The sequence below is a fragment of the Amycolatopsis sp. NPDC043885 genome, from assembly GCF_056435685.1.
Window position 1 is genome coordinate 28,896 of sequence record NZ_JBWKEA010000005.1, and the last position, 22,408, is coordinate 51,303.

Sequence of the window (22,408 nt, forward strand, 5' to 3'; positions counted from 1 at the left end):
GTGCCGGGTGGCCGCCCGGCACCCAGGCTCATTTCACGGCACCAAAAGTCCCCAGTGGACGGCCCAGGGGACGAACAGCACGGTCCCGGCCAGCAGCAGGCCGACGCGCACTCCCGCGCCTTCCTTCTTCCGCCACCACGAAACCGCGGTCACCGCTCCGGCGACGACGACCCCGACCGCGATCAGCTGCAACGCGAGCCACGGCAATGTCCGTCCGAAAAGGACCGGGCCCGGCGCCATCGCCGCCCCGATCGTCAGCACGACGTAGTAGACGAGAAATCCCACCGTGCCGAGCAGGCCGGCCGACGCCAGCCAACGCGCGGGCCTGCCGAGCGGAACCTCCTTACGACGGCGGAACAACGCTGTCACCGGGTAGGCCGCGAACGCCAGCAAAGCCAGCGCCCAGACCCCGATCTGCACCCACGGCGCCTCGTACCAGGCGAGCGGCGCCAGTGCCGCACTTTGGCTCGCCTGGACCGGAGGCGGGTCTGCCGACGGCCCGCCCTTCGCTCCGTTCACCCAGTTCGCGACGAGGTCGAGGTAGCCGGGAGCGAACCCGTCGAGCTTGTCGAAACCATCGGTGGTCCGCCGGAGCCCGTGCTGCGCTTGCGGGAACACCTTCAGCGTGTACTGCCGGTTCCCGGCCCTGTCCAGCGTTTCCCGGAAGATCCGGACGGCCTCGCCGGGCGGGGTGAGCCGATCCAGCTCGCCCCACAGGCCGAGCACCGGCTGCAGCACCCTCTCCAGCACCGGAACAGGGTCGTATCCGGCCTCAGGGAACACGCCGGCGCCCGCGAGGGTGCGCATGTTCGTCGACGACACCATGTCCACCATCGAACCGGTGACCCCGCCGCGGCGCAGATAGGTCTCGAAGGCCCACGACTGCTGGCGGTCGGGCGAAACGCCGTTGGCACCGACGGTGACCACGAAGGCGACGTCCTTCGACTTCGACGCCGCCAGCGGCGCGACCCAGCCTCCCTCGCTCAGTCCCCACACGCCGACGCGGGCCGGATCCACCCCCGGACGCGAACGCAGCGCCTGGACAGCGGCGAGAGCGTCGTCGGCCAGGACCGAGTAGTCCCGTTCGAACAGCGAATAGCCCTCGGTCCGCTTGTCGTAGATCAGGGTCGCGATCCCCGCCTTGGCGAAGGATTCCGCCTCGGCGCGGTAGTCGTCCCTGTCGTGTTCGCCGGATCCGTGCACCATGACGATGCCCGGCGCCGGACCGCCGCCCTCCGGCGCGACCACCGTTCCCCGCAAGGTGACCCCGTGGCTGGTGAACGAAACTTCGCCGTCCGGAGCCGCGGCGGGCACCGGTGCCGAGACCGCCACGACGGCCGCGAGCAGCGCGGCGATCATCGCCTGCTCACCCGGACGACCTCCAGCGACGGCGACGCGAGGATGTCCTTCTCGCAGTACCGTTCGGTGACCCACTGCTTGCGCGAGTACAACTCCGTCTGGTCGCTGTGGTGTGCGGACTCCGGGTTCGCGGACTGCGAGTAGGTCAGCAGCGTCGTCGTGTCCGGGCAGCCCGTACCGTCGAACGCCACAACGTGCAGGTACGTCCCGCCGTGCGTGAACTCGGTGTAGCCGCGTGCCGGATCCCAAGGTCCGCCCAGGGTGTCGTAGACGCCGCGGCCCGCGGTTCCACCACCCAGCGGGATCTTCCGGCCGTCACGGACGATGTAATGGTTGTCGCCGTACGGCGCGTCGAGCGGAATCTTCGCCGCTCGCAACTCCGCGACGGCATCGGAAAGCGCCTTGCGGACCGCCGCGTTGCCCGTGTCGAGGGTGTTCGGCGTGCGGACCGGGTCCTTGACGTCGAACGGAACCTTCCAGATCGATGGCCCCACGCGATCCACGGCCGACCAGAACCGGTCGAACAGCAGAGCGCCCCTGCTCTCCACGTCCGAACGGCCGTCCCAGCCCGCCAGCGCGGCGCACGCGGCCTCCATTCCCGGCATCGTGCGGCACATCGTGACGACGTCGGCCCGCACGAGTTCGGCGGCGTGGTCCCGGTGCGAGAACATCAGGTCCCGCATCGCCTGCCCCGTGAAGCCGCCCTTCTTCAGCTGATCGGCGATCTCGACGAAGCTGCCACGGGTCCGCATGTTCTGTTCGTAGCGGACCGGGCCCACGATCCTGGGGAAACCGGTCGTCGCGGCCGAGGGGTTGGGCAGCCAGTAGCTGTCGTTCGAGTTCGCCACGTAGTCGGACCGGCTCAGGCTCGGCAGGCTGGACGGGCCGAAGACGCCAGGTCGTAGCGCGTCGCGATCCCGGCCCCACGCGCAGGCCGTCTTGGCACCGTTGAGCACCGCGACGCCGTCAGAGTCGAACAGCTCCTTGCCCAGTGGCGTGTTGCAGCGCGCCGCCTTCTCGTCGGTGACGTGCGGGACGCCGTGGATCTGGCTGAACTCCACCCGGCCGCGGTCGTCGGTGGCGAGGATGTTCATCCACGGCAGACCTTGGGTCTCGCGGACCGCGCCGATCATCTCCCCCGCCGTCCGGCCGCGGGCGATCGCGAACATCGAGTTCGTCATCCCGAGGTTCGTGGCGTTGGCGTCCGCGATGGCGAACGCGCTCGACGCCGTCCACGGCAGTTCCCGCTGCCCGAGCCGGGTCGTCACCGGGCCGTACCGCGTCGTCCACTGTGGACGTACGACCCGCTCCAGAGTGCCGTCCGCCTTGCGCGACAGGACACTCACGTCGTGGCGGCGCATCCGCTCGGGCTTCCCGTCGACCAGATACGTCGTCGGCGAGCCGGGCGCGAGCTTCAGCTCGAACAGCGTGTACGTCCGCGTCGTGTCGGTGGCGGTTCCACTCCAGGCGGCGGTTTCGTTGTGTCCCAGCCACATGAGCGGAATACCGGGGATACCGGCTCCGCTGACGTTGAGCTTGCCGGGCAGCGTCACCTGCGACTGCCACAGCCTGGTCCCGCTCAGCTGCCACGGCAGGTGCGGGTTGGCCAGCGAGACACCACGTCCGTTCGCCGACGCCGCCGAGCCGATCGCGATCGCGTTGCTGCCGATCCCGGTCTCCCCGAGCATCTGTCCGGCACCACCGCCCGCGGGCGGCGCACCCGGCAGCGACGCGGTGATCGAGTCCGCGACGCCGCCCTGTCCGAAGATCATGCCGACCGCGTGGCTGTGCCGGTAGACGTCGAGTTCGGTGATCGGCTTCAGCCAGCCGGCGCCCCGGCAAGCCGGGTCGGTGATCTCACCGGCGCGGAGGTACTTGTTGACCCCCTCGACGTAGCCGCGGATCAGTTCGCGGACCTCTCGGTACGGCCCGCGCGGTGCGGGCGCCGAAAGAAGCCGCTCGATCACGCCGCTTTCGTTCAGACCTTGGAAGTACAGGTCGCTCGCGAGGTTCGTGCTCGCCTGGCTCACCCCGCTCGTCGGCGGCGCGTCCGGCCCCAGCCAGCGGGAACGCTCGGCCCGAGTCGTGACCGCGACGTCCGCGATCGCGCAGATGTTGTCCTTGGCCGCGGCGAACCCCTGCCCGAAGCCCAGGTTCACCCAGTCGTTCGCGACGATACGCGGGATGCCGTATTCGGTGTAGCGGATGGTGGCGTCCGCCCGGGTTGCCCCGTCCGGCGGTTGCGCGGCCGCCGCGGTCCCCGCCGCGAGCAGGCTCGCCGCGGCGCAGACGGCCGCGATTCTCTTCCAGAGCAGCATGCTGCTCCCCCTTGTCTGTGGAGTCGTTCGTGAAGACACGCCGTCCGGCGTGGTGACGCGATGCCGGTGGTCGAGTGGCCGCTCTCCCACCGGTTTCACTTCCCTTCGCCCACCTCCCCATCGGCATCCGGGAACGCCGTCCAGCGCACGAGCACCTTCCGCGCGTCCGGGCCGGGTTCCGGCCGCCAATAGCGGCGCAGCAGGTCCAGGTACTCGTCGAAGAACTCCTTGAGCTCTTCGAGGTTCAGGTAGACCGAACCGCGTGAGAAGACCAGCGCGTCACCCCATTCGCCCAGCTCACCGCGGCGCTCGAGGAAACGCGCCAGCTGTTCGAGGTCTTCGGTGAACGCGGCGCGCTGCGCCTCGTCGAACACGGCGCGCATCTCGTCGTTCTGCTCGCTGTGCCGGGGCCAGCGGATGTCGCGCGGCCGGGCACGCCACCAGCGCTCCTTGCCGTGCGCGAGTTCCGGCGCCTCGTCGACGAAGTCGTACTTCGCCAGTTCCCGCAGGTGGTAGCTGGTCGCGCCCGAGCTCTCCCCCAGTTCCTTGGCCAGCTTCGTCGCCGTCGCGGGTCCGCGGCCCAGCGCCTCCATGATCCGGCGGCGCAGCGGGTGCATCACCGCCTTCAGCACAGCGGCGTCGGCGATCTCTTCGGGTGGCGGCGGACCGGTCATGGCACCAAGGTAGCCGTGCAAAGGAGATTGTGCAAAGGTCTCTTTGCACGCGGTTCAGGTCACCCCGAGGAGCGAGCGGGGATTCTGCTGACGATTCGGTGAACTCAGCGTGAAATTGACAACTTCACTACGAAGGTCTTGTGCCGGGCGGACGAAAACTCGACAGGATCGCGGGTTTTTCGTTGCGCCGTCCCCGAAATTCGGTGATATCGGATAGTTTTGCCCGGAGTCGACCTTGCGGGAGAGAACATGCCGAAGCACCGCCCTCGACAGACGGACAAGTTGTCCGCCCGGCACCGGACGGCCTTCGCGCTCGCCGGCGGGGCGCTCGCCGTCCTGCCCGCGGTCACCGCGTCGGCAGGCCCGGACGCCCCGGTCGCCGCGCCGAAATCGGCCGCACCGCAGAACCAGGCCGCGGCCTGGCAACCGCCGGCGGGCACGGTCCCGGAGATCGCCGTCGACGGCAGCCTCCCCCAGCCGCCCACGCCGGACCCGCTGACCGTCCCCGGCCACAGCGGCAACGTCGGCGGCGCGTTCGCGCCGTCGGGCGCGCTCGGCATCCCCGCCAGCATGATGAAGGCGTACAAGAACGCGGCCGACATCCTCGCGAAGGAACTGCCCGGCTGCCACATCGACTGGGCTTTGATCGCCAGCATCGGCCGGATCGAGTCCAATCACGCACGCGGCGGCTACGTCGACGCCAAGGGCAACACCCTCGAACCGATCCTCGGCCCGCAACTCAACGGCGCCGGGCCGTTCGCCGCGATCTCCGACACCGACGGCGGCAAGTACGACGGTGACACGGTGTGGGACCGCGCGGTCGGACCGACGCAGTTCATCCCGTCGACGTGGAAGGGCTACGCCTCCGACGGCAACGGCGACGGCGAGTCGAACCCGAACAACATCTACGACGCGACGCTGGCCTCGGGCCGGTACCTCTGCTCCGGCGGTGTCGACCTGACGTCGGAACAGACCCAGCGCGTGGCCGTGTACCGCTACAACCACTCACTGTCCTATGTGGACACCGTGATCCGCTGGGCGGTCGCCTACCGCGGCGGCGTCGCGACCACGCCGGACAGCCAGGTGCCCGTCGGCGCTCCCGACTCTCCGGACGTCGCCGCCGGCACGCCCGGCGGCGAGGTCCCGGTGCCGACCCTGCCCGGCACTCCCCCGCCCGGTACGACCACGCCGCCGCCGACGTCGCAGCCCGGTACGTCGCTCCCGCCGAGCAGCACCACACCGCCGAGCAGTACTTCGCCCTCGAAGCCGACCAGCACCCCGCCGTCGTCGACACCTCCCTCGTCGACACCGTCTTCGTCGACACCGCCTTCGAGCACGCCTCCGTCCTCGACGACGCCCCCGCCGTCCAGCACGTCCTCGGCTGCGCCGTCCTCGACACCGGCCGGGAACACCGGCGAGACGAGCCCGACCAGCACCACCACTTCACCCACCCCGTGACGCTCGTCAGTGGTAAGGACGGTTAGGGCCAGCCGTGTCTTAGGTACCTACTGGCGCCTGGATGAGCTTGCGCGGGCCGGTCCGTGAAGGCCTCCTTGCCTACCTTGAGGGTAGGGAAGGAGGCCTTCACTACCGCTGGGACCGCCACGCTCGCTTAGTAGGTTCTGCCGGTGCGCGGGTGGCGGTTTCGCGTGTTCGGGCGGACGACTCGCGGCGGAATCGGCCGCGGGTCGTGTCGTCCATCCAGTCACGCGTGTCGTCCGGTCAATCACGTAACATCGCCGGCTCAGCGCCCGGAATGGCCTGAACCCGTTCCGCGTTACCGCTTCTCGTAGCCACCAACCGAGAGAAGCGAGACACGGATGTCGTCATTCGTCATGACCGCCGAAGAACGGGAAGCCTTCCTGAGCGAGGTCCACATCGGGGTCTTGGCCGTGGAACGGGAGGGCCGGGCGCCGCTGGCCGTGCCGGTCTGGTACGACTACGAGCCAGGCGGAGAGCTCCTGATCTGGATGGACGGCGGCTCGGTCAAGGACAAGGCGATCAAGAAGGCGGGCAGGCTCAGCCTGGTCGCGCAGACGGAGACCTTCCCCTACAAGTACGTGACGGCCGAGGGTCCGGTCATCGCGAACGACACGCCGCCGACCAGGGAGCAGGCGCTGAAGATCGCGCACCGCTACCTGCCCGGCGACGAGGGCACCAAGTACGTCGACGGCGCGCTCAGCGACAACTCCGTGCTGGTCCGCGTCCGGCCGGAGAAGTGGCTGAGCAACGATCAGAGCAAGGCCTGACCGCATGACGGTGTCCCGGCGGGCCGGCCGCCGGGACACCGTCATCAGCCTGCGATCGGTTCGAACTCGACGACGCTGTCGAGTGCCTTGCCCATCGCGGCGTTCCCTTCGCGTTCGATCATGATCTCCACCAGCACCGGTCGCGACGTCCGCTCGGCCTCCTTGCGCGCCCATTCCAGCGAAGCCCGGATATCGCCAGGCTCGGTGACACGGGTACCGGAGCAGCCGTAGGCCTCCATGACCTTCACGTTGTCCGTGCCGATCTTGTCGTAGTGGATGTCGACCTCGAAGTTCATCTCGTAGCCGGTCTCGGCCTGCCGGATGAGCCCGAGGTACTCGTTGTTCAGCATGATCAGCACGAACCCGACGTCGTACTGCGCGGCGACCGCCAGCTCCTCCACCAGGAATTGGAACGAGTAGTCCCCGACGACGCCGACGACCTCGGCCTCCGGTTTCGCCTTCTTGACCCCGATCGCCGCCGGGATCTCCCAGCCGAGCGGCCCCGCCTGGCCACACACCTGGTAGTGCCGCGGCTTGTGCGCGCGCTGGAACTGCCCGGACCAGATCTGGTAGAGCCCGATCGCGGTGACGAAGTAGGCGTCCTCGCCGTAGAACTCGTTGATCTCCTTGAACACCCGGGGCGCCTTGATCGGTGTGTCCTCGAAGTCCTCGCGCCGGGGCAGGCTCCCCTTGAGCTCGCCGATCCGCTGTGGCCACGCGCGATCCCGCACCGGCGAACGCTTCGACGCCGCCTCGATCAGCGCGTCCAGGAAGGCGCCCGTGTCCGACACGATGCCGAGATCCGGTCCGAACACCTTGCCCAGTTGCGTCGGCTCGATGTCGACGTGGATGAACTTCCGGTTCCCGCGGTAGACGTCGAGGTCACCGGTGTGCCGATCGCCGAACCGCGCGCCCAGCGCCAGCACCAGATCCGCTTCGAGGAAGGCCGCGTTCGCCCAGCGTTGCGAGGTCTGGATACCCGCCATGCCGGCGAACAGTTCGTGGTCCTCGGGAAAGGTCCCCTTGCCCATCAACGTCACGCCGACCGGGACGCCGAGCAGCTCGGCCGCGGTCCGCAGCCGGTCGCTCGCGTCGCCGAGCACCACGCCGCCACCGGCGAGGATCAGTGGCCGTTCGGCGGCCAGCAGCAGATCCAGCGCGCGCTGGACCCTGGCCGGTGACGGCGTCGCCCTGGTGACCGGCAGCGGCGAGTCGATACTGGAGTCCCACTCGATCTCCTGCCGCTGGACGTCGATCGGCAGGTCGATCAGCACCGGCCCCGGACGGCCGGACCGCGCGATCCGGAACGCCTCCCGGAACACCCACGGCAGCTGGGCCGCCTCCTTGACCTGCACAGCCCATTTCGTCACCGGTTTGGCGATCTCGACGATGTCGACGGCCTGGAACGCCTCGGTGTGCAGCTTCCGCGAGTCGGCCTGCCCGGTGATGCACAGGATCGGGATCGAGTCGGCCTGCGCGGTGTAGAGGCCGGTGATCATGTTCGTCCCGGCGGGCCCGGAGGTGCCGATCGCGACGCCGACGTTGCCGGTGGTCCTCGCCCAGCCGTCGGCCATATGGGTCGCGCCCTCTTCGTGGCGCACGATCAGGTGCTCGATACCGCTGTCCTGCATCGCGTGGTACAGCGGGAGGATCGCGGCGCCGGGGCAGCCGAACGCGGTGCCGACGCCCTCACTGACCAGAACGTCGACGACGGCCTGCATGGCGGGGATTCTGGGCATGCGTCACTCCTTGTTTTCCGCGCCGGACAGCGTTTCGACGACCTTCAGCAGCGCGGAGTGATCGAGCGAGCCGTGGCCCATCGCCCGTCCGGCGGCGACGAGCTGGGCGACCAGCCCGGTGAGCGGCAGCGCGACCTCGGCCTGCCTGGCGGCGGCGAGCGCGATGCCCATGTCCTTGTGGTGCAGGTCGATCCGGAAGCCCGGCGCGAATTCCCGCGCCACCATGGACTTCCGCTTGAGTTCGAGAATCCGGCTGCCCGCGAGGCCGCCCGCGAGGACGTCCAGCCCGACACCGGCGTCCACGCCGGAGGCTTCGAGCAGCACGATGGCCTCGGCGATCAGCCCGTAGGTGCCGCCGACCACCAGCTGGTTCGCGGCCTTGACGACCTGGCCGGCGCCGTGCGGCCCGACGTGGACGATCGTCTTGCCGACCGACTCCAGGATCGGGAGCGCCGCGGTGAAGTCCTCGCCATCGCCACCGACCATAATGGACAGTGATGCCTGCTCGGCTCCGGCCTGGCCACCGGAAACGGGCGCGTCCAGCACCCGGATCTCCCGTTCCGCCGCCCGCTCGGCCACCTCGACGGAGGTCTCCGGCCGGATGGTGCTCATGTCGATCAGCAGGGTGCCCGGTTTCGCCGACTCCAGCACCCCGCCCGCCGCGAGCACGACGGTCTCGACCTGAGGATGGTTCGGCAGCATGGTGATGACGACCTCCGCGCCCGCCACCGCGTCCGTCACCCCGTTCGCGGCCCGGCCGCCCGCGGCTTCCAGCCTCGCGAGCGCGTCGGCGTTCGTGTCGAACCCGCTCACCTCGTGGCCGGCGGCGACAAGATGTCCCGCCATCGGCCCGCCCATGATGCCCAGGCCGATGAATCCCAGCTTGGTCATGCCAGTCCCCTTCGTTCGAAAGGCAGCCACGACAGCGAATCCGCGCTCGGCCCGTCGGGCTTGTACTCCACGCCGACCTGCCCGCGGTATCCCGCCGTCTGCAGCTTTTCCAGGTATCCCTCGATGTCCAGCGTTCCGGTACCCGGCTGGTGACGCCCTGGGGAATCGGCGATCTGCACATGGCCGATCCGTCCGGTGTGGACGGTCGTGACCGTGTCGAGGTCGTCACCGTTGACCGCCAGGTGGTACAGGTCGGCCAGCAGCTTCACGTTGTCCCGCCCGAGTTCGTCGAGCACCTTCAGTACGTCGCCCGCGGTTTTGAGCGGGTACTTCTCCGCCCCAGACAACGGCTCCAGGACGATCTCCGCGCCGATGCGCGCGGCCGCGTCCGACGCGAGCGCCAGATTCGACAGGCCGAGCTTGTCCTGCCCGGCCGGATCCGCGCCGTCGATCCGGTTGCCGTAGAGCGCGTTGAACCGCCGGCAGCCGAGCCGCTCGCCCAGGTCGATCGCCGAAGCGATACCGCGGGCGAACTCGTCCTCGCGGCCGGGCCAGGTGACCAGGCCGCGATCGCCGCCCGCCATGTCACCGGGGAAGAAGTTCAGCCCGGTCACCGCGACGCCCGCCCGCTCGACCGACGCCACGAAGGCGTCGACCTCGGCGGCGTCCGGCACCGGCGTCTCGAACGGCCACCAGTACTCGACCGCGGTGAAACCCGCCGCGCGCGCCGCCTCCGCACGGTCGAGCAGCGGCAGCTCGGTGAAGACCAGCGACAGGTTCAGCACGTACGGCAGCGCATGACGCGAACCGGCAAGATCAGCCATCGAAACCTCTGCAATTTCGCTCTGCGGAAACTTTCTTTCGTATATCGAGAATAGCTTGCTGGCCTGCCCTCGGTCAACGGGCGGTATACCGGCAGAGGGACGTCGAGCGCGGGTGGCCGTTCGGTACAGGTGGTCGTGAGTGGCGATTCGGGTTCTCACCCGAATCGCCACTCACGACCCACTCGACCATCACCGGCAAGCGTTCGCCGGTTCGAGGGTGTCGCCGTAACAGAACGTCGGGATGTTCTTGCCCGCCGCCGCGCAGGCGTCGAGAATCGTCGATCCTTCGGGAACGCGGACGATCTCGCCGTCCACAGTGAACTCGACGAGCCGTCGCGGGAGTCCTATTTCGACGATGGTCATGACTGCCCCCTCCGGCGCGCCCAGCCGGTCGATCGTCGACTCGATGGCGTTCCAGGCGGTCTGGGCCGGCCCGCAGCTGGACGAATCACGCATCACCTGGCCGACTTCGCGCAGCAGCGCGAGATCGTCCCCGCCGGTGCCGAGCCCGCGGCCGCCGACGATCCGGTGCAACGCCTCCTCCTGCCGCACGGTCACGATCCGGCACGGCACGCACTGCCCGCCGCGCGGGCGTCCTCCATGGTCAACGGCAGGGCGGTCTCGTCCGGGCGCACGAAACCACCCACCGCGCCGCCGAGCAGGATCGCCCGGAGCTCCCGCCCCTCGGGCCAGGTCGAGCAGTTCACCGAGCGCCGTCCCGACGGCACCTCGTACACGCCAGGACGCCGGACAGGCAGAACAGTTTCGGCCCGGACGAACGCTCCGTCCCGATACGGCGGTAGGCGTCGAAACCCTCGGTGAGGATCAGCGGGACGTTGACCAGGGTCTCGACGTTGTTCACCACCGTCGGCTTGCCGAACAACCCCGTCTCCACCGGGAACGGCGGTTTGGTCCTCGGCTCGCCGCGGAAGCCTTCGATCGAGTTGAAGATCGCCGTTTCCTCGCCCTGGAATCCGCGTTCGCGGGCGATGTCGATGGCGTTGCGCGGCACCTTCAGCGCGCGTGGATACTCACCGCGCGGGTAGACGTATCCCTTCCGCGCCCCGATGGCGAACGCGGCGATCGCTGGTCCTCCGTCGCTCCCACCGTGACAAGGTACGGCGGCCAAACTGGCGGCCATGGGCACTGCGGTGCATCGGCACAAGGGGCTATGGATCGTGCCGTTCGCACCGGGCTTCAACGCACGGAAGATCGGTGGCAGGCGAGTGGTCGACCGGAGAGCGGTGAAACGCTGCGGCGCCAGCACACGGCCGCGATCACCTCGTCTCCGGACGCTCTCGGTCTGATCAGCTGGAACGAGTTCAGCGAGAACTCCCATGTCGAGCCCAGCGTCCGGGATGGCGACCGCTACCTGACCGTACTGCGAGACATCACAGGCACACCCGCGCCACGCCTGAGCCCACTGGCGGAAGACTCCAGCGGCACGGGCGCTTCAGGCAGGTCCCCGACCGGGCCGGTCGTGGCGGGCGGAACGATCCTGCTGCTCTGCGTCCTGCTCGTCCTGACGATCCGGCGACGGCACCGACCCGAGCGATCATTTCAGATCTGCTGAACCAGCACTGACCTGAAGCGGTCAAGCCGCTCGACGTTCCCTGCCCGGAAATCGACTGGCCGATTTCCGTACATCTCCACGGTCATCTTGATCTGCGAAAAATACATGTCGCACGCAGCAGCACAAGCACGACCATATGCTCGAGCCCACGACACGTTCGCCCGGTCAGCCAACGAATTTCAGGCTGAGGACGCTGGAGGTGCCGGTTCGTTGAAGAGCAACCCCATAGATCTGGCCGTGTTCACCGGCACGCTGCTGGGCAGCGGCTTTTTGCTGGTGTCGGGCGCCCCACCGGGCACACTTCGAAGGCACAGCCGACTGCCTTTCGCAGCGCCTCATGACTGAGTTCGGGCAGGGGTACGCCGTCGAGCAGTACCTGTCCTCGCTCCGGGTCGCGCAATCTCGCCGCCAGCGCGGCCAGCACGGATTTACCCGCGCCGGACCGACCTGCCTCCGGGAACGACCAGATCGATGCCCGCCAACAGCGTCCTATCCCCGGCGAACGCACTCACGCCCCGGAATTCCACCTTCCCAGGGCCGTCGAGCAGAGTGCGCCAGCCGTATTCGATGGGGACGGCAAGGACTTCACCCGTCCGCGCGGCACCGGCGCGGGCCCTTGCGAACCGGCCGAACACCCTGAGGCCGCCGAGACCGCCCCCATGACCGCGCTCAGAACATTCTTGCATTCTGATGTCAGGTTGCCGACGAAGGAGTTCGCAATGTCTCTGTCGCGTCGAACACTGCTCGGCTCAGCCCTCGCCGCACCCGCTTTCGGCTTGCTGCCCGCCACCGCCCAGACCGCCTATCCCCTCGGTGACGTCGTCGGCAAGGTTACTGTCGGCTATCAGGGTTGGTTCGCCTGCCGGGGTGATCACTCTCCCATCAATGGCTGGTGGCATTGGAGCGACGACTGGAGTCGACCGCCATCTCCATCCCTCAGTTCGGTCAAGTCGTGGCCCGACGTGCGCAACTACATCAACACCTATCAGACCGCGTTCCCGAACCTGGGCGATGGCCGGCCCGCCACGCTGTTCTCCAACTATGACAGCCAAACCGTGGATATCCACTTCCAATGGATGCGTGAAAACGGCTGCGACACGGCGGCTCTCCAACGCTTCAACCCGACCGGGGGTGAAGGCCCCATCCGGGATGCCGTCACCGCGCACGTACGGGCGGCCGCCGAGACCACGGGTCGAATGTTCTACATCATGTATGACGTGACCAACTGGACGAACATGCAGTCGGAGATCAAGACCGACTGGCTGACGAAGATGTCGGCCTACACCTCGTCCTCAGCTTACGCGCATCAGAACGACAAGCCGGTCGTCGGCATCTGGGGATTCGGGTTCAACGATCCCGCCCGCCCGTGGGGACCTGAACCCTGCCAGGACGTCGTGAACTGGTTCAGGGCGCGAGGCTGCTACGTGATGGGCGGTGTACCGACACACTGGCGCACCGAGATCGAGGATTCCCGGCCCGGTTTCGGCGGTGTCTACCGGTCGTTCGACATGCTGTCGCCGTGGATGGTCGGCCGGATCGCCACAGTCGCCGATTCGGACCGTTTCCACACCGCCGTGAACGTGCCTGACCAGGCCGAATGCGATGCCCACGGCATCGACTACCAGCCGTGTGTGCTGCCCGGCGATCTCAATCAGCGCCAGCGCGTACACGGTGACTTCATGTGGCGCCAGTTCTACAACATGGTCCGGCTCGGAGCGCAAGGCATCTACATCTCGATGTTCGACGAGTACAACGAGGGCAACCAAATCGCCAAGACCGCGGAGACTTCGGCTGACGTTCCCGCGGGTTCGGGTTATCTCGCTCTCGACGAAGACGGGACTCGCTGCTCCGCCGACTACTACCTGCGGCTCACCGCGGACGGCGGCCGCATGCTCAAGGGACAACTCCCCTTGAGCCCCACCAGGCCGACACTTCCGACGGCCGAGTCGCAATCGTCGTTCGGCCCGGCGTAGATCAGCATCGCCGGCACTACCCTCCGCCCGGTTTGTTCGCCGCTACACGGCGCGCGCCTTGTCTCGGAGAGCACGGCGCAAGGCTTTCAAGGTCAAGTTTCAGACCTTGAAGCATGGCCGCATCGCGCCATCGACCATCAGAGAACATCGCGATCTTCACGATTCCACAAACATCCCCAGCCCCGGCGGGTTTCTGCACCACCAGCAGAGCCGCCGGAGAGCTCATCGTTGCTGGAGAGGGAGTCGGTGCCAGGGCAGTCTGCGCGACTTGTGCGCCTCCCGTACCGCGAAGAAAGCCCAGAACAGGAGTGATCCCACACAGAAGGCGGCGAACAGCCAGAACGACCGTAGGACATCCCCCCACGTCGTCCCGCTCCGCCAGTGGATGAGCACCACGGTGAACAGGATTAAGACCGTCGCATACACGGCCAGCCAGATGCGGCGGTTCCACTGGCGCAGGATCGCGCCGTGTAGGAACCGCACCGGCACCAGGCCGATGACCAACGTTTCCAGGCTCAGCACAACGATCTGCGACAGCAGGGTTCGAGCGCGACCAGCGCCGCGGGTGCACCCGGCTTCTCGGCGGCGGCCCTGACGCCGAACTGCCAGAACAGCCACGCGCACGCGGCAAGTGCCACCAGCACGACCACACCACGCAGCACTGCCTCCGCCTTCACCCGGACGTGCCGGGTACCTCGGGCGCGCACGATGGTGTATCCCAGAAGCAGTCCATACACGTAACCCGGTTGAAATGAAAAGAATCGCGACACCGCCGCGCAGACAATGGCGATCACGAGAGCCATACCGATGACCCGCAGCCGGGCCGCGTCGCCGCCGAAGGCGCTCCGCAGCCGCTGCTCGATCGCATACTCGTAGGCCAGCACCACGAACGGAATCGCGATGAAATAGCCGAACGCGACGGGGGCGAACTGCCGCGGCGACGTGACGTTCACCTGGACCGTGGTCATCAGGAGCGCTGCGACTCCCGCGAAGGCGACCACGACCGGCCACGAGGTTGCGCGCGCCGGGCGTTCCTTCGGCAGGAACGGCAGCCATCGACGGATGGCGCTCTCGTTCTCACGGTAGGTGGTGTTGAACAGCTCACGATACCGCCTCGCAGCAAAGCTGCGCAGGCGGGAATGAATGGCAACCTGCGCGAGCGCCCGGACAGGCTCCTGCGGCATGCACGGCAGGAGCCACTCTGACCATCGAAACCAGGGGACACTTTCGAGATGCACATCGATCGAGGGCAGACCGCTGATCATGCGACGCCGGAAGTCTCGCTCGACCGCGACATGACCCTCGAATAGCCAGAACGCGCCAAGCCGGCCAGCACGAACACAGGCGAGGCGTCAGTGACAGGCCCTACTCGAAACTTCGAGGACGCGTCGGAGGTCGGTGGCGGGGCCGTCAGCCGGGCATGACTTCGATCGAGATCGCGGCGCGCACTCGCTTCTCCAGTTCATCCAGATCGTCGGGCGTGGCCGCGTCGATGAAGAAGCTGACGGACCGATCGTCGGAACTGGCCAGTGGCACCAGTTTCGCTCCCCGTGGCTGGTGTACCAGGACCGCACGCAGGGTCGGGCCGTCGTCCGGGGTACCGGGCAGGATGTCCGGCCACACGCCGCTGGCGCCGATCCACACGGGTTCGACATCCGGCCATTCGACGGTGACGTCGGCCAGTTTCCCCGGCACATGCTCGAGGTAGACCTGCCGGGCGTAGCGGGTCGGCCGCGGATACGAGGCACGCTCGCCGAGAGCGATGCGAATGATCTCCGGTTCCAGCGGGGCGCCGGTGGCCAGGTGATAGAGCACCAGAAGACCGTCACCGGGAGTCCGGCCGGCGATCTCCATCAACCGGGGCACCCCGTCCTCCCCGACGCGCCATTCGGAGTGCGCGATGCCGTCGGCAAATGCCAGGGCGCCGAGCAGCGCGCGGTTCGCGTCGAGGACGGTATCGCGGACGCTGTCGTCGGCGGTGGGAACGCTGTGCGCGAGTTCGACGAATGTCCGGGCGTGCGAGTCGGTGGTTTCCTTGCCGGTGACCGAGGCGAAGATTGTTTCTCCTCGCTGCACGAGGCTTTCCACCGAGTACTCCGGGCCGTCGACCTTTTCTTCGACCAGGACGACCTCATGGCCGGGATAGCCACTGAGGCGGCGGCGCAGCTCCTCTTCACCGTGCACGGTCTCGACCCCGGAGCTGGACGCGCGACCCGCTGGTTTGACCACCGCCGGGTAGGTGACGCCAGACAGATCCGCGGTTTCCCGGTCTCCCGCGGGGATGGTCAGTGACGCCGGGCCGAGCTCCGGGGCATACCAGCGTTGCAGGAACTTGCTGCGGCAGGCGCGGCTGGCGCGCAGGCCGGGTGACGGGACGCCCAGCGCGTCACAGAGCAGGCCGGTCGGCTCGGCCAGATAGTCCCCGACGGCGTAGGCGCCCACGATGTCGTACGTGGTCCGCCACACGGTGGCCTGTGCGATCGCCCCCGCGAGAAAGGCGCCCTGCACGGTGAAATCGCCCGAAACGTAGCCGATTTCGGTGATCTGCGAAGCAGGGTTGTCCGGGTCGCCGATCGCGGCGGCCGCCTGCTCGCGGTAGGACTCGGCGGTGATCACCAGGACCCGCAGGTCGCGTCGGGTCACCTCGTCGAGATACAGCGGGTTGCGCCGGATCACCGGGAACGAGCCGGTGAGGATGACGGCGCCGGGCTTACCGGTCCGCTGGGTCATGCTGCCTCCTCTGGTCGGTCTCAGCTGTCGGTGCCGGCGATGCGGATCGGAAGGCCCCAGGAGGCGAGTTTCTCGATCCACTGCCCGGCGGTGGCCGGGTCGGGGGCGCCCTGGACGAGCCCTGCCGGCAGAGCTCCGTCGAGCAGTTCTCCGATGCCGAGGGCGAGCGGCACGGATACGCACCGGGCCATGGCGCTGGCGCCGGGCTCACCGATGAGGTCCAGCGAATACCGGCCGGCCCAGGTGCGTCCGTCCTCGCCGCGGACGGACAGTTCGACCGCGAGCACCACCCGGTCCCTGTCTTCCGCGCGTGTCGGGTAGCGGGTGGCAAGTTCCTCCGCGAGTTCGGTGATCCGGTCGGCGTCGCCCTCGCGCAGCTCGGCGAACACCTTCTCCCAGGCGTCGAGCCAGCCGTTCAGGCGGAGGGTTCCGCGTACGAAGGTGTCCAGCCGCCAGCTCTCCGGTATCCCGTACTGGCGGATGTAAGGCAGGCTGTCCCGATTCGGGTACACCTCGAATCTTTCCCCGTCGAGATCGAGCGGCCGCGCTACCTCCCACGGCTGGTTCGCGATGTGCTTGTCGCCCGCCTCGACGTAGTGCGCCGGGGTGAGCAGGGCGGTCAGCACACCGCGGGGTGCCCAGCTGAACCGGTACCGGAACTCGTTGGGCTCGGCGGGCACTCCGCCGCAGTAGGAGGTGAACGCGGCGGTGGCCGTCGTGTCCGGCCCCAGCGCCCGCGCCGCCCGCTCGACCAGGACGTCGGCGAAGAGGTGGTCGATTCCGGGATCCAGCCCGATTTCGGTGAGCACCGTGAGCCCGGCCGCGGCCGCCTTCCCGGCACCGTTGCGGATCTCGTCCGAGGCGTAGCTGCTGCAGGCGAAGTGCGCGCCGTTGTCCAGGCAGAGACGCAGCAGCCGCGGATGTTCGGTGCCCGGCAGCATCGAGACGACGACGTCTCCTTCGGTGACCTCCGCGGCCAGTGCTTCCGAGGTGAAGCGCCGAGGTTCGCCTTGCGCTCCGAGACGAGCGAGGCAGGCGGCCGCTTTGGCTTCGGTGCGGCCCCAGAGCAATACGCGTGCTCGCTCGGCGAGGGCGGTGAGACCGGGCCCGGTGGACAGGCCGGTGCCGATCCAGTGCACGGTCGGGGTGTCAGGCATGGTCTTCCTTCCGATGGAGGGCGTGGGAGGCGCAGGCGGCGGTGAACGCGGCTTCGGCGCGGCGCCAGACGCCGGAATCGCCGAGGACGGCCAGATGCGGCGCCAGGTCCGCGGCGAAGTCCACGGTCGCTTCACGGGGAAGCAGTGACGGCAGGTTGTCGATCGCGATCACGTCGAGTCCGTCCAGCGGGAGCGCCGGGTCCTGCCAGGTTGTGGTCCGGTCGTAGATCGGCAGGGCGTGGCATGGCGATCCGACATCGCAGGTGACGTCGGCGACCACGGACAGCCGCCGGGGGCGCCGGAGCGTCTCGGCGGTCAGGAACGGGGAGATCGGCCCTGTGGCGAGGACCGCGTTGACGAGGACGTCGTGGTCGAGCAAGGCTGCGACGTCGAGGTTTTCGGTCTCCGCGAGATCCCACCGAGTCACTTCCGCGCCCGCCGCGACGAGCGCGTCCCCGGCCCCGCTCCCGCATCGGCCGAGGGCGCCGATGACCAAGGCCCGCAAGGGTTCCTCATCCGCGGCCAGAGCCTTGTCGAGGTTTCCGCGGGTGGTCGGCGTCAAGGGTTCGACCAGGTCACCGCGGTGACGCAGGACGGCGAGCGCGGCGCCGACGTAGCCTGCCCAGTACCCGAAAGCGGCGACCCGGCGACCTCGCTCGTCGACGAGGCTTTCCAGATCCAGCAGCGTTCCGCCGCCCTCGGCGAATCTGCGCAGCAGGTTCGCGGCTCCCGGCTGGTTCTTGTAGGCGTGCCCGAAGAAGACGTGCCGGTGCCGCAAGAGGTCTGGCCGGTCGGGCAGTTCCTTCAGGCCCACCACGTGCACGTCTTCCGGGGCGTCCGGCCAGCTCCCCGGCGGGACCAGCGCGCAGCCCACCGCCGCGTACTCCTCGTCGCCGAACACGCGCCGCGATGAGCGCTCCACGCTGACGGCGACGCCCTCGCGGAGCAGCTTCCCGGCTGTTTGCGGAGACAGCGGCGCGCGCCGCTCGGTCGGCCGGGACTCTTCGCGCATCAGCAACGTCAACTCGGTCACAACACCAGCTCCGCACTGTCGTCTTCGGTGGATGCGGCCACCGCGACGTCACGAAGCAACGGCTGTTCGAGGAAGTAGGCGAAGGAGGCGTATCCACGCCAGATCCGGCGCCACTCCCCCGCCACAGCTGCTTCGCCGCTGGTGCGCCGCACCCGGTCCAGGTAAGCGACGATGATGTCGGCGGCCTGTTTGGCATGCCCGGCGGAGAAGTTGTCGATGGTCAGGTGCGCCTGCTCGTAGCAGTCGTCGAAACCGTGGTGACGCAGCTTCTGGATCTCGTGCAGCCGCATCTCGCCGGAGCCGAACATCTCGATCGCCAGGTTGTAGCCGAGGATCTCGTTGTAGAACCGGTCGGGGAACAGGCACATCGACAGCTGCTGCAACGCGAAGCCGTACATGTCGTCGGGCAGTTCGTCCTGGTCGGCGAACTCCTCGGTACGGATGTGCGGCAGGTCCCGGCCCTGGCTGACCATCGCGCGGCGGGTCAGGGTGAGGTGGTTCTTGCGCAGGTCCCCGTTGCCCATCTCGTCGGCGTGGATGCGGAACAGCATGCCGTCGCTTTCGCGTTCCCGGCGGCCCAGCCTGCCGACGCGGTGCAGCCAGGCGCCGTCGATCAGGTAGGTCAGCTGGTAGGTGCTCTGCCGGAACAGGACTTCGTCCACGTCCGGGACCTCGCGCAGTGGCTCGTACGGGTCCACCAGCTTCTCCCAGTAGATCTTCTCCGCGCGCGCGTAGAGCGCGTCGGCGTCGTACTCGAAGAAACTCGCGTCGGTGTAGCGGCCGCCCGCGCCGTGTTCGAACAGCACCTGCGCGTCGGCGAAACAGCGCTCCGCGCGCTCGATGGCCACCGGCATCGTGCTGGCGTGGTTCTCGATGTTGACCAGCCGATGGAAAAGGTCGCGGTCGTCGGCGGGCGGCGAGTCGTCGAACACCACGTCGCCGGGTGCGGCTTCGGCGAACGCGGCCGACCAGCGGGCGGCGAGTTCGTCGCCGACCGTGTTGAGGCGCACGGTGATCGGCGGCCGGTCACCTTTGTGCACGGTGGCGGCCCATTCGGCGAGCACCGCGGCTTCGGCCTCGTCGAAGATGCCGAACATCGGCCCGCCGAACCGGGTCGCGGCGAGGAACCAGCAGTCGCCGTCGTCGCGCTCCACCAGATACGGCGAGTCCCGGAATTCGGTGAGGAACGCGGCGAGTAAGCCGGGGTCCGTGTCGCCGGCGGCGCGGCCGAATCCGGCGAACACGTCCACCAGGTGCCGGTCGCCCAGCGAGACCCGGCCGTGCTGGCGGCCGGCCAGCGGCGCGTGCCGGGAGATCACCTCGGCGACCCGCGACTCCAGCGTCTGGGTACGGCGGAACTCGGCGAGTTCGGTGAGCAACCGCACGTGCTCGCGTTCGCACGACAGTGTCAGCGCGACGGCGGCCAGCACCCGCTCGCGGTCTTCCGGGCTCGCTTGGGCGGCGTATTCGCCGAGCAGGTCGTCGAGATCGTCCGCCGGGATCGGTGGCGGGGTGCCCAGCAGCAGATCGTCGACACCCAGCCGGTGGAAGGCGTGGTGCAGGCCGACGACCTCGGGCAGGAAATTGCCCGGCAGCACCGCGAGCGACAGCGGGAGGCAGGCGAGCAGGATCGTCGCGGGGCGGGCACCAGCACGGTCGAGGAAATCGGCGGCGGCGACGTCCGGCAGCGCCGCCCCCTCGTCTTCCAGCGCCCGCGCCCGGCGGTGCTGCGCGGATGCGAGCGGCTCGCCGCCTCCCGCCAGGTCGAAGTGATGGGCGAACAAGCGGTTCACCACGACGGCGGGCTGGGTGGCGGGCTGGGAGACCGCGTCGAGCCAGCAGCCGTCGAGCAGGGCGATCACCCCGCGCTGTCGGAGCAGCTCGGCACGGATCCCCGGCTCGGTCGTGGAGAGGGATTCCAGCGCGGGCCCCAGATCGGCTCGAGCCTGCACGATCAGCTCACCGGCGGCGCCGGGCAGATCGTCGACCGGTTCGCGCGAGTGGCCGAGGAAGGCGTGCAGGAGACGGCGGGCGAGGAGCAGAGTAGCTTCGGATTCGCGTTGCTGGAGAAGCGTGCGGAACATCTCGCGCGGGCCGGCGGCGATGATCGCGTCGACGGCGCCGTCGGTGCCGGGCGTGAAGTGGAACGGCCGGCAGGGCAGGGAAGTCGTGGTGTCGTCGGGGACGAGAGTCGGCTCAACGGCCATCGATCGCTCCTTCCGGTGTGCGGACCAGGATCCCGATCCGGGAGCCGGGCACGCTGGAGGCCAGCAGGTAGTGCCCGCCGGGGCGGACGCGGCCCGCCGTTTCGCGGTCGGCGAGATTGATCAGCGGGTCGGCGGCGAAGCAGTGCCCGACGCGGCTGATGTTCGTCGTGTCGAGCTGGCCGGGGCCGAAACCGGCCTGCCGTTCCTTCATCACCAGCAGCGGAAGGTAGATGTTGCTGTGCAGCAAGGCATCCAGCTCACCGACGTCGATTCCCCGGGTACCGAGGAGTTGCTCGTTGACCTGTTTGGCGAGGTCGGAGCTGATCTCGGACGACCAGTCCAGCGACGCCGTCTCCTGGGCGGACGAGCAGCCGAGGACTTCGTAGGCGCCGCCGTCGGCGTCGACGAGGCAGGCGGCGCCACCGTCGCTGAACAGCGCGTAACCGGTGATCCTCGTGTCTTCGTCGAACACCCGGTCCGCCGTGACGACGAGGACGCGCCGGAACCGCCCGGCGGCGACCAGTGCGGTCGCGACGTCCAGACCGGACAGCAGGTTGACACACCGGCCCATGCTCGTGCCGTAGACGGGGATGTCACCGAGACCGAGCCGGGTCAGCACCCCCCGGATGAAGGTGCCGTGTCCTTCCGGCGGTCCCGGCAGGTAGGTCGAGCAGAGCACCAGGGCCTCGACCGTTCCCGGGTCGGTCCCGCCGGCGCGCAGTGTTTCCGTGGCCGCGTCCACGGCGAGGTCGTCGAGTCCGCGTTCGGTGCGGAACACGCTTCCCCAGCCCCACAAGGCGGGTTCGAGGGCGAGCCCGTACTGCTCGGCCTTGGTCTCCAGGCCGGGCAGGTCCGCGTGGTCGATCTCCTGCTCTCCGAGGACGTAGCGAGGTTCGCCGAGGTAGACCGGCATCAGATCACCTCCACGTGTGTCACGGATTCGGCGTGCGCGTTCAGCACCGACACGACCGGGCCCGGGTCGGGATCGAAGTAGAAGTGACCACCGGGGACGCGGACGTGCTCCGGCGGCTCGGCGCATTCGATGTCCCACGGGGCGATCTGCGCGGAGCCGACATGCGGATCCTCGGTGCCGACGATGATCGAGACACCGATCTCCAACGGTGGTGCCGTCCGGTAGCGATAGCCCACGGCCAGGTCGAAATCGGCTTTGAGGCCGGGAAGCAGCAGGGCCAGGACGTCCTCGTCCGCGACGACGTCGGGTGGGAACTGGCCGAAGAACACCAGCGCCTCGGCGAATTCGGCGCCGTCCAGCCCGGCGATGCCGCGCACCCGCTCCGAAGGCAGCAACGAGGGGGCGGAGATGCCGGACGCGGTCAGATGACCGACGGCGGGAACATCCCGTAGCCTGCGGGCGACCTCGAAGGCCAGCAACCCGCCGAAACTGTGGCCGAACAGCTGCGCAGGGCGCGGATCGCGGTCGACCTCATGGGCGATCGCCTCGGCGATCCGGTCGGCGAGTTCGTCGAACACGGGGAGCGGTTCGTGCGCGCGGTGCGCCTTGCCCGGGGGGCAGACCGCGACGACGTCGGCGTGGCCGTCGAGCAGCGGCTGCCAGTCGAGGTAGGTACGCGGGTCTCCGCCGGCGTAGGGGAAACAGAAGACCCTGGCGGGGCGATCACCGCCGCGGGTGAGGAACCAGTCGGGCACCGGGTGTCTCCTC

At 68.7% G+C, this 22,408-nt stretch carries 22 protein-coding genes; 4 read left to right on the forward strand and 18 right to left on the reverse strand.

Going from position 1 to position 22,408, the window contains the following annotated elements; translation table 11 throughout:
• Positions 1 to 33: 33 nt before the first annotated feature.
• The 3 genes from AC069I_RS17550 to AC069I_RS17560 form a co-directional block, all read right to left on the reverse strand.
• Positions 34 to 1,359 (reverse strand): alpha/beta hydrolase family protein, encoded by a 1,326-nt coding sequence (locus AC069I_RS17550; protein WP_478265849.1) that lies wholly within the window; start codon positions 1,357 to 1,359, stop codon positions 34 to 36.
• Positions 1,356 to 3,677: a penicillin acylase family protein gene (locus tag AC069I_RS17555; RefSeq protein ID WP_478265850.1), complete on the reverse strand. Its 2,322-nt coding sequence runs from the start codon at positions 3,675 to 3,677 to the stop codon at positions 1,356 to 1,358. Before AC069I_RS17555 ends, AC069I_RS17550 begins: the two co-directional genes overlap by 4 nt.
• Positions 3,678 to 3,772: 95 nt before the next feature.
• The gene (locus AC069I_RS17560) at positions 3,773 to 4,351 is read right to left on the reverse strand and encodes an ArsR/SmtB family transcription factor (RefSeq protein WP_340681560.1); all 579 of its coding nucleotides are present in this window, start codon (positions 4,349 to 4,351) and stop codon (positions 3,773 to 3,775) included.
• Positions 4,352 to 4,600: 249 nt separating this feature from the next.
• Between AC069I_RS17560 and AC069I_RS17565 the strand changes: the two genes are divergently transcribed.
• Both AC069I_RS17565 and AC069I_RS17570 read left to right on the forward strand, forming a co-directional pair.
• Positions 4,601 to 5,809 carry a lytic transglycosylase domain-containing protein gene (locus AC069I_RS17565; RefSeq protein WP_478226010.1) on the forward strand — a complete coding sequence of 403 codons (1,209 nt, stop codon included), beginning with the start codon at positions 4,601 to 4,603 and terminating at the stop codon, positions 5,807 to 5,809.
• Positions 5,810 to 6,171: 362 nt separating this feature from the next.
• Positions 6,172 to 6,600 carry a pyridoxamine 5'-phosphate oxidase family protein gene (locus tag AC069I_RS17570; RefSeq protein WP_478226009.1) on the forward strand — a complete coding sequence of 143 codons (429 nt, stop codon included), beginning with the start codon at positions 6,172 to 6,174 and terminating at the stop codon, positions 6,598 to 6,600.
• A gap of 44 nt (positions 6,601 to 6,644) precedes the next feature.
• Here AC069I_RS17570 and gcl read toward each other — a convergent pair whose 3' ends face one another.
• From gcl to AC069I_RS17600, 6 genes are all read right to left on the reverse strand, one after another.
• The gene (gene gcl, locus AC069I_RS17575; protein WP_478265851.1) at positions 6,645 to 8,339 is read right to left on the reverse strand and encodes a glyoxylate carboligase; all 1,695 of its coding nucleotides are present in this window, start codon (positions 8,337 to 8,339) and stop codon (positions 6,645 to 6,647) included.
• Between the two features lie 3 nt (positions 8,340 to 8,342).
• Positions 8,343 to 9,230 carry a 2-hydroxy-3-oxopropionate reductase gene (locus AC069I_RS17580; protein WP_478265852.1) on the reverse strand — a complete coding sequence of 296 codons (888 nt, stop codon included), beginning with the start codon at positions 9,228 to 9,230 and terminating at the stop codon, positions 8,343 to 8,345.
• A complete protein-coding gene (locus tag AC069I_RS17585) occupies positions 9,227 to 10,054 on the reverse strand; it encodes a hydroxypyruvate isomerase family protein (RefSeq protein WP_478265853.1) in 828 nt (275 codons plus the stop codon). The genes AC069I_RS17580 and AC069I_RS17585 overlap by 4 nt, the downstream gene beginning before the upstream one ends.
• A 189-nt stretch (positions 10,055 to 10,243) precedes the next feature.
• Complete coding sequence (locus tag AC069I_RS17590) at positions 10,244 to 10,612, reverse strand: 2Fe-2S iron-sulfur cluster-binding protein (RefSeq protein ID WP_478265854.1); 369 nt, start codon at positions 10,610 to 10,612, stop codon at positions 10,244 to 10,246.
• Entirely contained in the window at positions 10,609 to 10,761 is a 153-nt protein-coding gene (locus AC069I_RS17595; RefSeq protein ID WP_478226003.1) for a hypothetical protein, read from the reverse strand. The genes AC069I_RS17590 and AC069I_RS17595 overlap by 4 nt, the downstream gene beginning before the upstream one ends.
• Positions 10,758 to 11,195 (reverse strand): hypothetical protein, encoded by a 438-nt coding sequence (locus tag AC069I_RS17600; protein ID WP_478226002.1) that lies wholly within the window; start codon positions 11,193 to 11,195, stop codon positions 10,758 to 10,760. Before AC069I_RS17600 ends, AC069I_RS17595 begins: the two co-directional genes overlap by 4 nt.
• Positions 11,196 to 11,225: 30 nt before the next feature.
• On the opposite strand from AC069I_RS17600, the gene AC069I_RS17605 reads away from it, so the two are divergent.
• Positions 11,226 to 11,627, forward strand: a complete 402-nt coding sequence (locus AC069I_RS17605) for a hypothetical protein (protein ID WP_478265855.1) — start codon at positions 11,226 to 11,228, stop codon at positions 11,625 to 11,627.
• A 241-nt stretch (positions 11,628 to 11,868) separates the two neighbouring features.
• On the opposite strand, the gene AC069I_RS17610 is transcribed toward AC069I_RS17605, so the two are convergent.
• Positions 11,869 to 12,135, reverse strand: a complete 267-nt coding sequence (locus tag AC069I_RS17610) for an ATP-binding cassette domain-containing protein (protein ID WP_478226000.1) — start codon at positions 12,133 to 12,135, stop codon at positions 11,869 to 11,871.
• Between the two features lie 211 nt (positions 12,136 to 12,346).
• Here AC069I_RS17610 and AC069I_RS17615 point away from each other — a divergent pair, with 211 nt between their 5' ends.
• Positions 12,347 to 13,600, forward strand: a complete 1,254-nt coding sequence (locus AC069I_RS17615; RefSeq protein WP_478265856.1) for a glycoside hydrolase family 99 protein — start codon at positions 12,347 to 12,349, stop codon at positions 13,598 to 13,600.
• 222 nt (positions 13,601 to 13,822) lie between these two features.
• On the opposite strand, the gene AC069I_RS17620 is transcribed toward AC069I_RS17615, so the two are convergent.
• From AC069I_RS17620 to AC069I_RS17655, 8 genes are all read right to left on the reverse strand, one after another.
• Positions 13,823 to 14,122: a hypothetical protein gene (locus AC069I_RS17620; RefSeq protein ID WP_478225998.1), complete on the reverse strand. Its 300-nt coding sequence runs from the start codon at positions 14,120 to 14,122 to the stop codon at positions 13,823 to 13,825.
• Positions 14,116 to 14,865 (reverse strand): hypothetical protein, encoded by a 750-nt coding sequence (locus AC069I_RS17625; protein ID WP_478225997.1) that lies wholly within the window; start codon positions 14,863 to 14,865, stop codon positions 14,116 to 14,118. The genes AC069I_RS17620 and AC069I_RS17625 overlap by 7 nt, the downstream gene beginning before the upstream one ends.
• Before the next feature lie 145 nt (positions 14,866 to 15,010).
• Positions 15,011 to 16,330: an ATP-grasp domain-containing protein gene (locus tag AC069I_RS17630; RefSeq protein ID WP_478225996.1), complete on the reverse strand. Its 1,320-nt coding sequence runs from the start codon at positions 16,328 to 16,330 to the stop codon at positions 15,011 to 15,013.
• A gap of 20 nt (positions 16,331 to 16,350) precedes the next feature.
• Positions 16,351 to 17,487 carry a saccharopine dehydrogenase family protein gene (locus tag AC069I_RS17635; protein ID WP_478265857.1) on the reverse strand — a complete coding sequence of 379 codons (1,137 nt, stop codon included), beginning with the start codon at positions 17,485 to 17,487 and terminating at the stop codon, positions 16,351 to 16,353.
• The gene (locus tag AC069I_RS17640; RefSeq protein ID WP_478225994.1) at positions 17,480 to 18,520 is read right to left on the reverse strand and encodes a saccharopine dehydrogenase; all 1,041 of its coding nucleotides are present in this window, start codon (positions 18,518 to 18,520) and stop codon (positions 17,480 to 17,482) included. The genes AC069I_RS17635 and AC069I_RS17640 overlap by 8 nt, the downstream gene beginning before the upstream one ends.
• The gene (locus AC069I_RS17645; RefSeq protein ID WP_478225993.1) at positions 18,517 to 20,727 is read right to left on the reverse strand and encodes an iron-containing redox enzyme family protein; all 2,211 of its coding nucleotides are present in this window, start codon (positions 20,725 to 20,727) and stop codon (positions 18,517 to 18,519) included. The genes AC069I_RS17640 and AC069I_RS17645 overlap by 4 nt, the downstream gene beginning before the upstream one ends.
• The gene (locus AC069I_RS17650; protein ID WP_478225992.1) at positions 20,717 to 21,640 is read right to left on the reverse strand and encodes a beta-ketoacyl-[acyl-carrier-protein] synthase family protein; all 924 of its coding nucleotides are present in this window, start codon (positions 21,638 to 21,640) and stop codon (positions 20,717 to 20,719) included. Before AC069I_RS17650 ends, AC069I_RS17645 begins: the two co-directional genes overlap by 11 nt.
• Positions 21,640 to 22,395 carry a thioesterase II family protein gene (locus AC069I_RS17655; protein WP_478225991.1) on the reverse strand — a complete coding sequence of 252 codons (756 nt, stop codon included), beginning with the start codon at positions 22,393 to 22,395 and terminating at the stop codon, positions 21,640 to 21,642. The genes AC069I_RS17650 and AC069I_RS17655 overlap by 1 nt, the downstream gene beginning before the upstream one ends.
• Positions 22,396 to 22,408 lie beyond the last annotated feature (13 nt).

Bases quoted from the DNA above. Each gene is read 5' to 3' on its own strand.
- AC069I_RS17550 (WP_478265849.1), bottom strand. From the start codon at position 1,359: ATGATCGCCGCGCTGCTCGCGGCCGTCGTGGCGGTCTCGGCACCGGTG.
- AC069I_RS17555 (WP_478265850.1), bottom strand. From the start codon at position 3,677: ATGCTGCTCTGGAAGAGAATCGCGGCCGTCTGCGCCGCGGCGAGCCTG.
- AC069I_RS17560 (WP_340681560.1), bottom strand. From the start codon at position 4,351: ATGACCGGTCCGCCGCCACCCGAAGAGATCGCCGACGCCGCTGTGCTG.
- AC069I_RS17565 (WP_478226010.1), top strand. From the start codon at position 4,601: ATGCCGAAGCACCGCCCTCGACAGACGGACAAGTTGTCCGCCCGGCAC.
- AC069I_RS17570 (WP_478226009.1), top strand. From the start codon at position 6,172: ATGTCGTCATTCGTCATGACCGCCGAAGAACGGGAAGCCTTCCTGAGC.
- gcl (WP_478265851.1), bottom strand. From the start codon at position 8,339: ATGCCCAGAATCCCCGCCATGCAGGCCGTCGTCGACGTTCTGGTCAGT.
- AC069I_RS17580 (WP_478265852.1), bottom strand. From the start codon at position 9,230: ATGACCAAGCTGGGATTCATCGGCCTGGGCATCATGGGCGGGCCGATG.
- AC069I_RS17585 (WP_478265853.1), bottom strand. From the start codon at position 10,054: ATGGCTGATCTTGCCGGTTCGCGTCATGCGCTGCCGTACGTGCTGAAC.
- AC069I_RS17600 (WP_478226002.1), bottom strand. From the start codon at position 11,195: ATGGCCGCCAGTTTGGCCGCCGTACCTTGTCACGGTGGGAGCGACGGA.
- AC069I_RS17605 (WP_478265855.1), top strand. From the start codon at position 11,226: ATGGATCGTGCCGTTCGCACCGGGCTTCAACGCACGGAAGATCGGTGG.
- AC069I_RS17615 (WP_478265856.1), top strand. From the start codon at position 12,347: ATGTCTCTGTCGCGTCGAACACTGCTCGGCTCAGCCCTCGCCGCACCC.
- AC069I_RS17625 (WP_478225997.1), bottom strand. From the start codon at position 14,865: ATGATCAGCGGTCTGCCCTCGATCGATGTGCATCTCGAAAGTGTCCCC.
- AC069I_RS17630 (WP_478225996.1), bottom strand. From the start codon at position 16,330: ATGACCCAGCGGACCGGTAAGCCCGGCGCCGTCATCCTCACCGGCTCG.
- AC069I_RS17635 (WP_478265857.1), bottom strand. From the start codon at position 17,487: ATGCCTGACACCCCGACCGTGCACTGGATCGGCACCGGCCTGTCCACC.
- AC069I_RS17645 (WP_478225993.1), bottom strand. From the start codon at position 20,727: ATGGCCGTTGAGCCGACTCTCGTCCCCGACGACACCACGACTTCCCTG.
- AC069I_RS17650 (WP_478225992.1), bottom strand. From the start codon at position 21,640: ATGCCGGTCTACCTCGGCGAACCTCGCTACGTCCTCGGAGAGCAGGAG.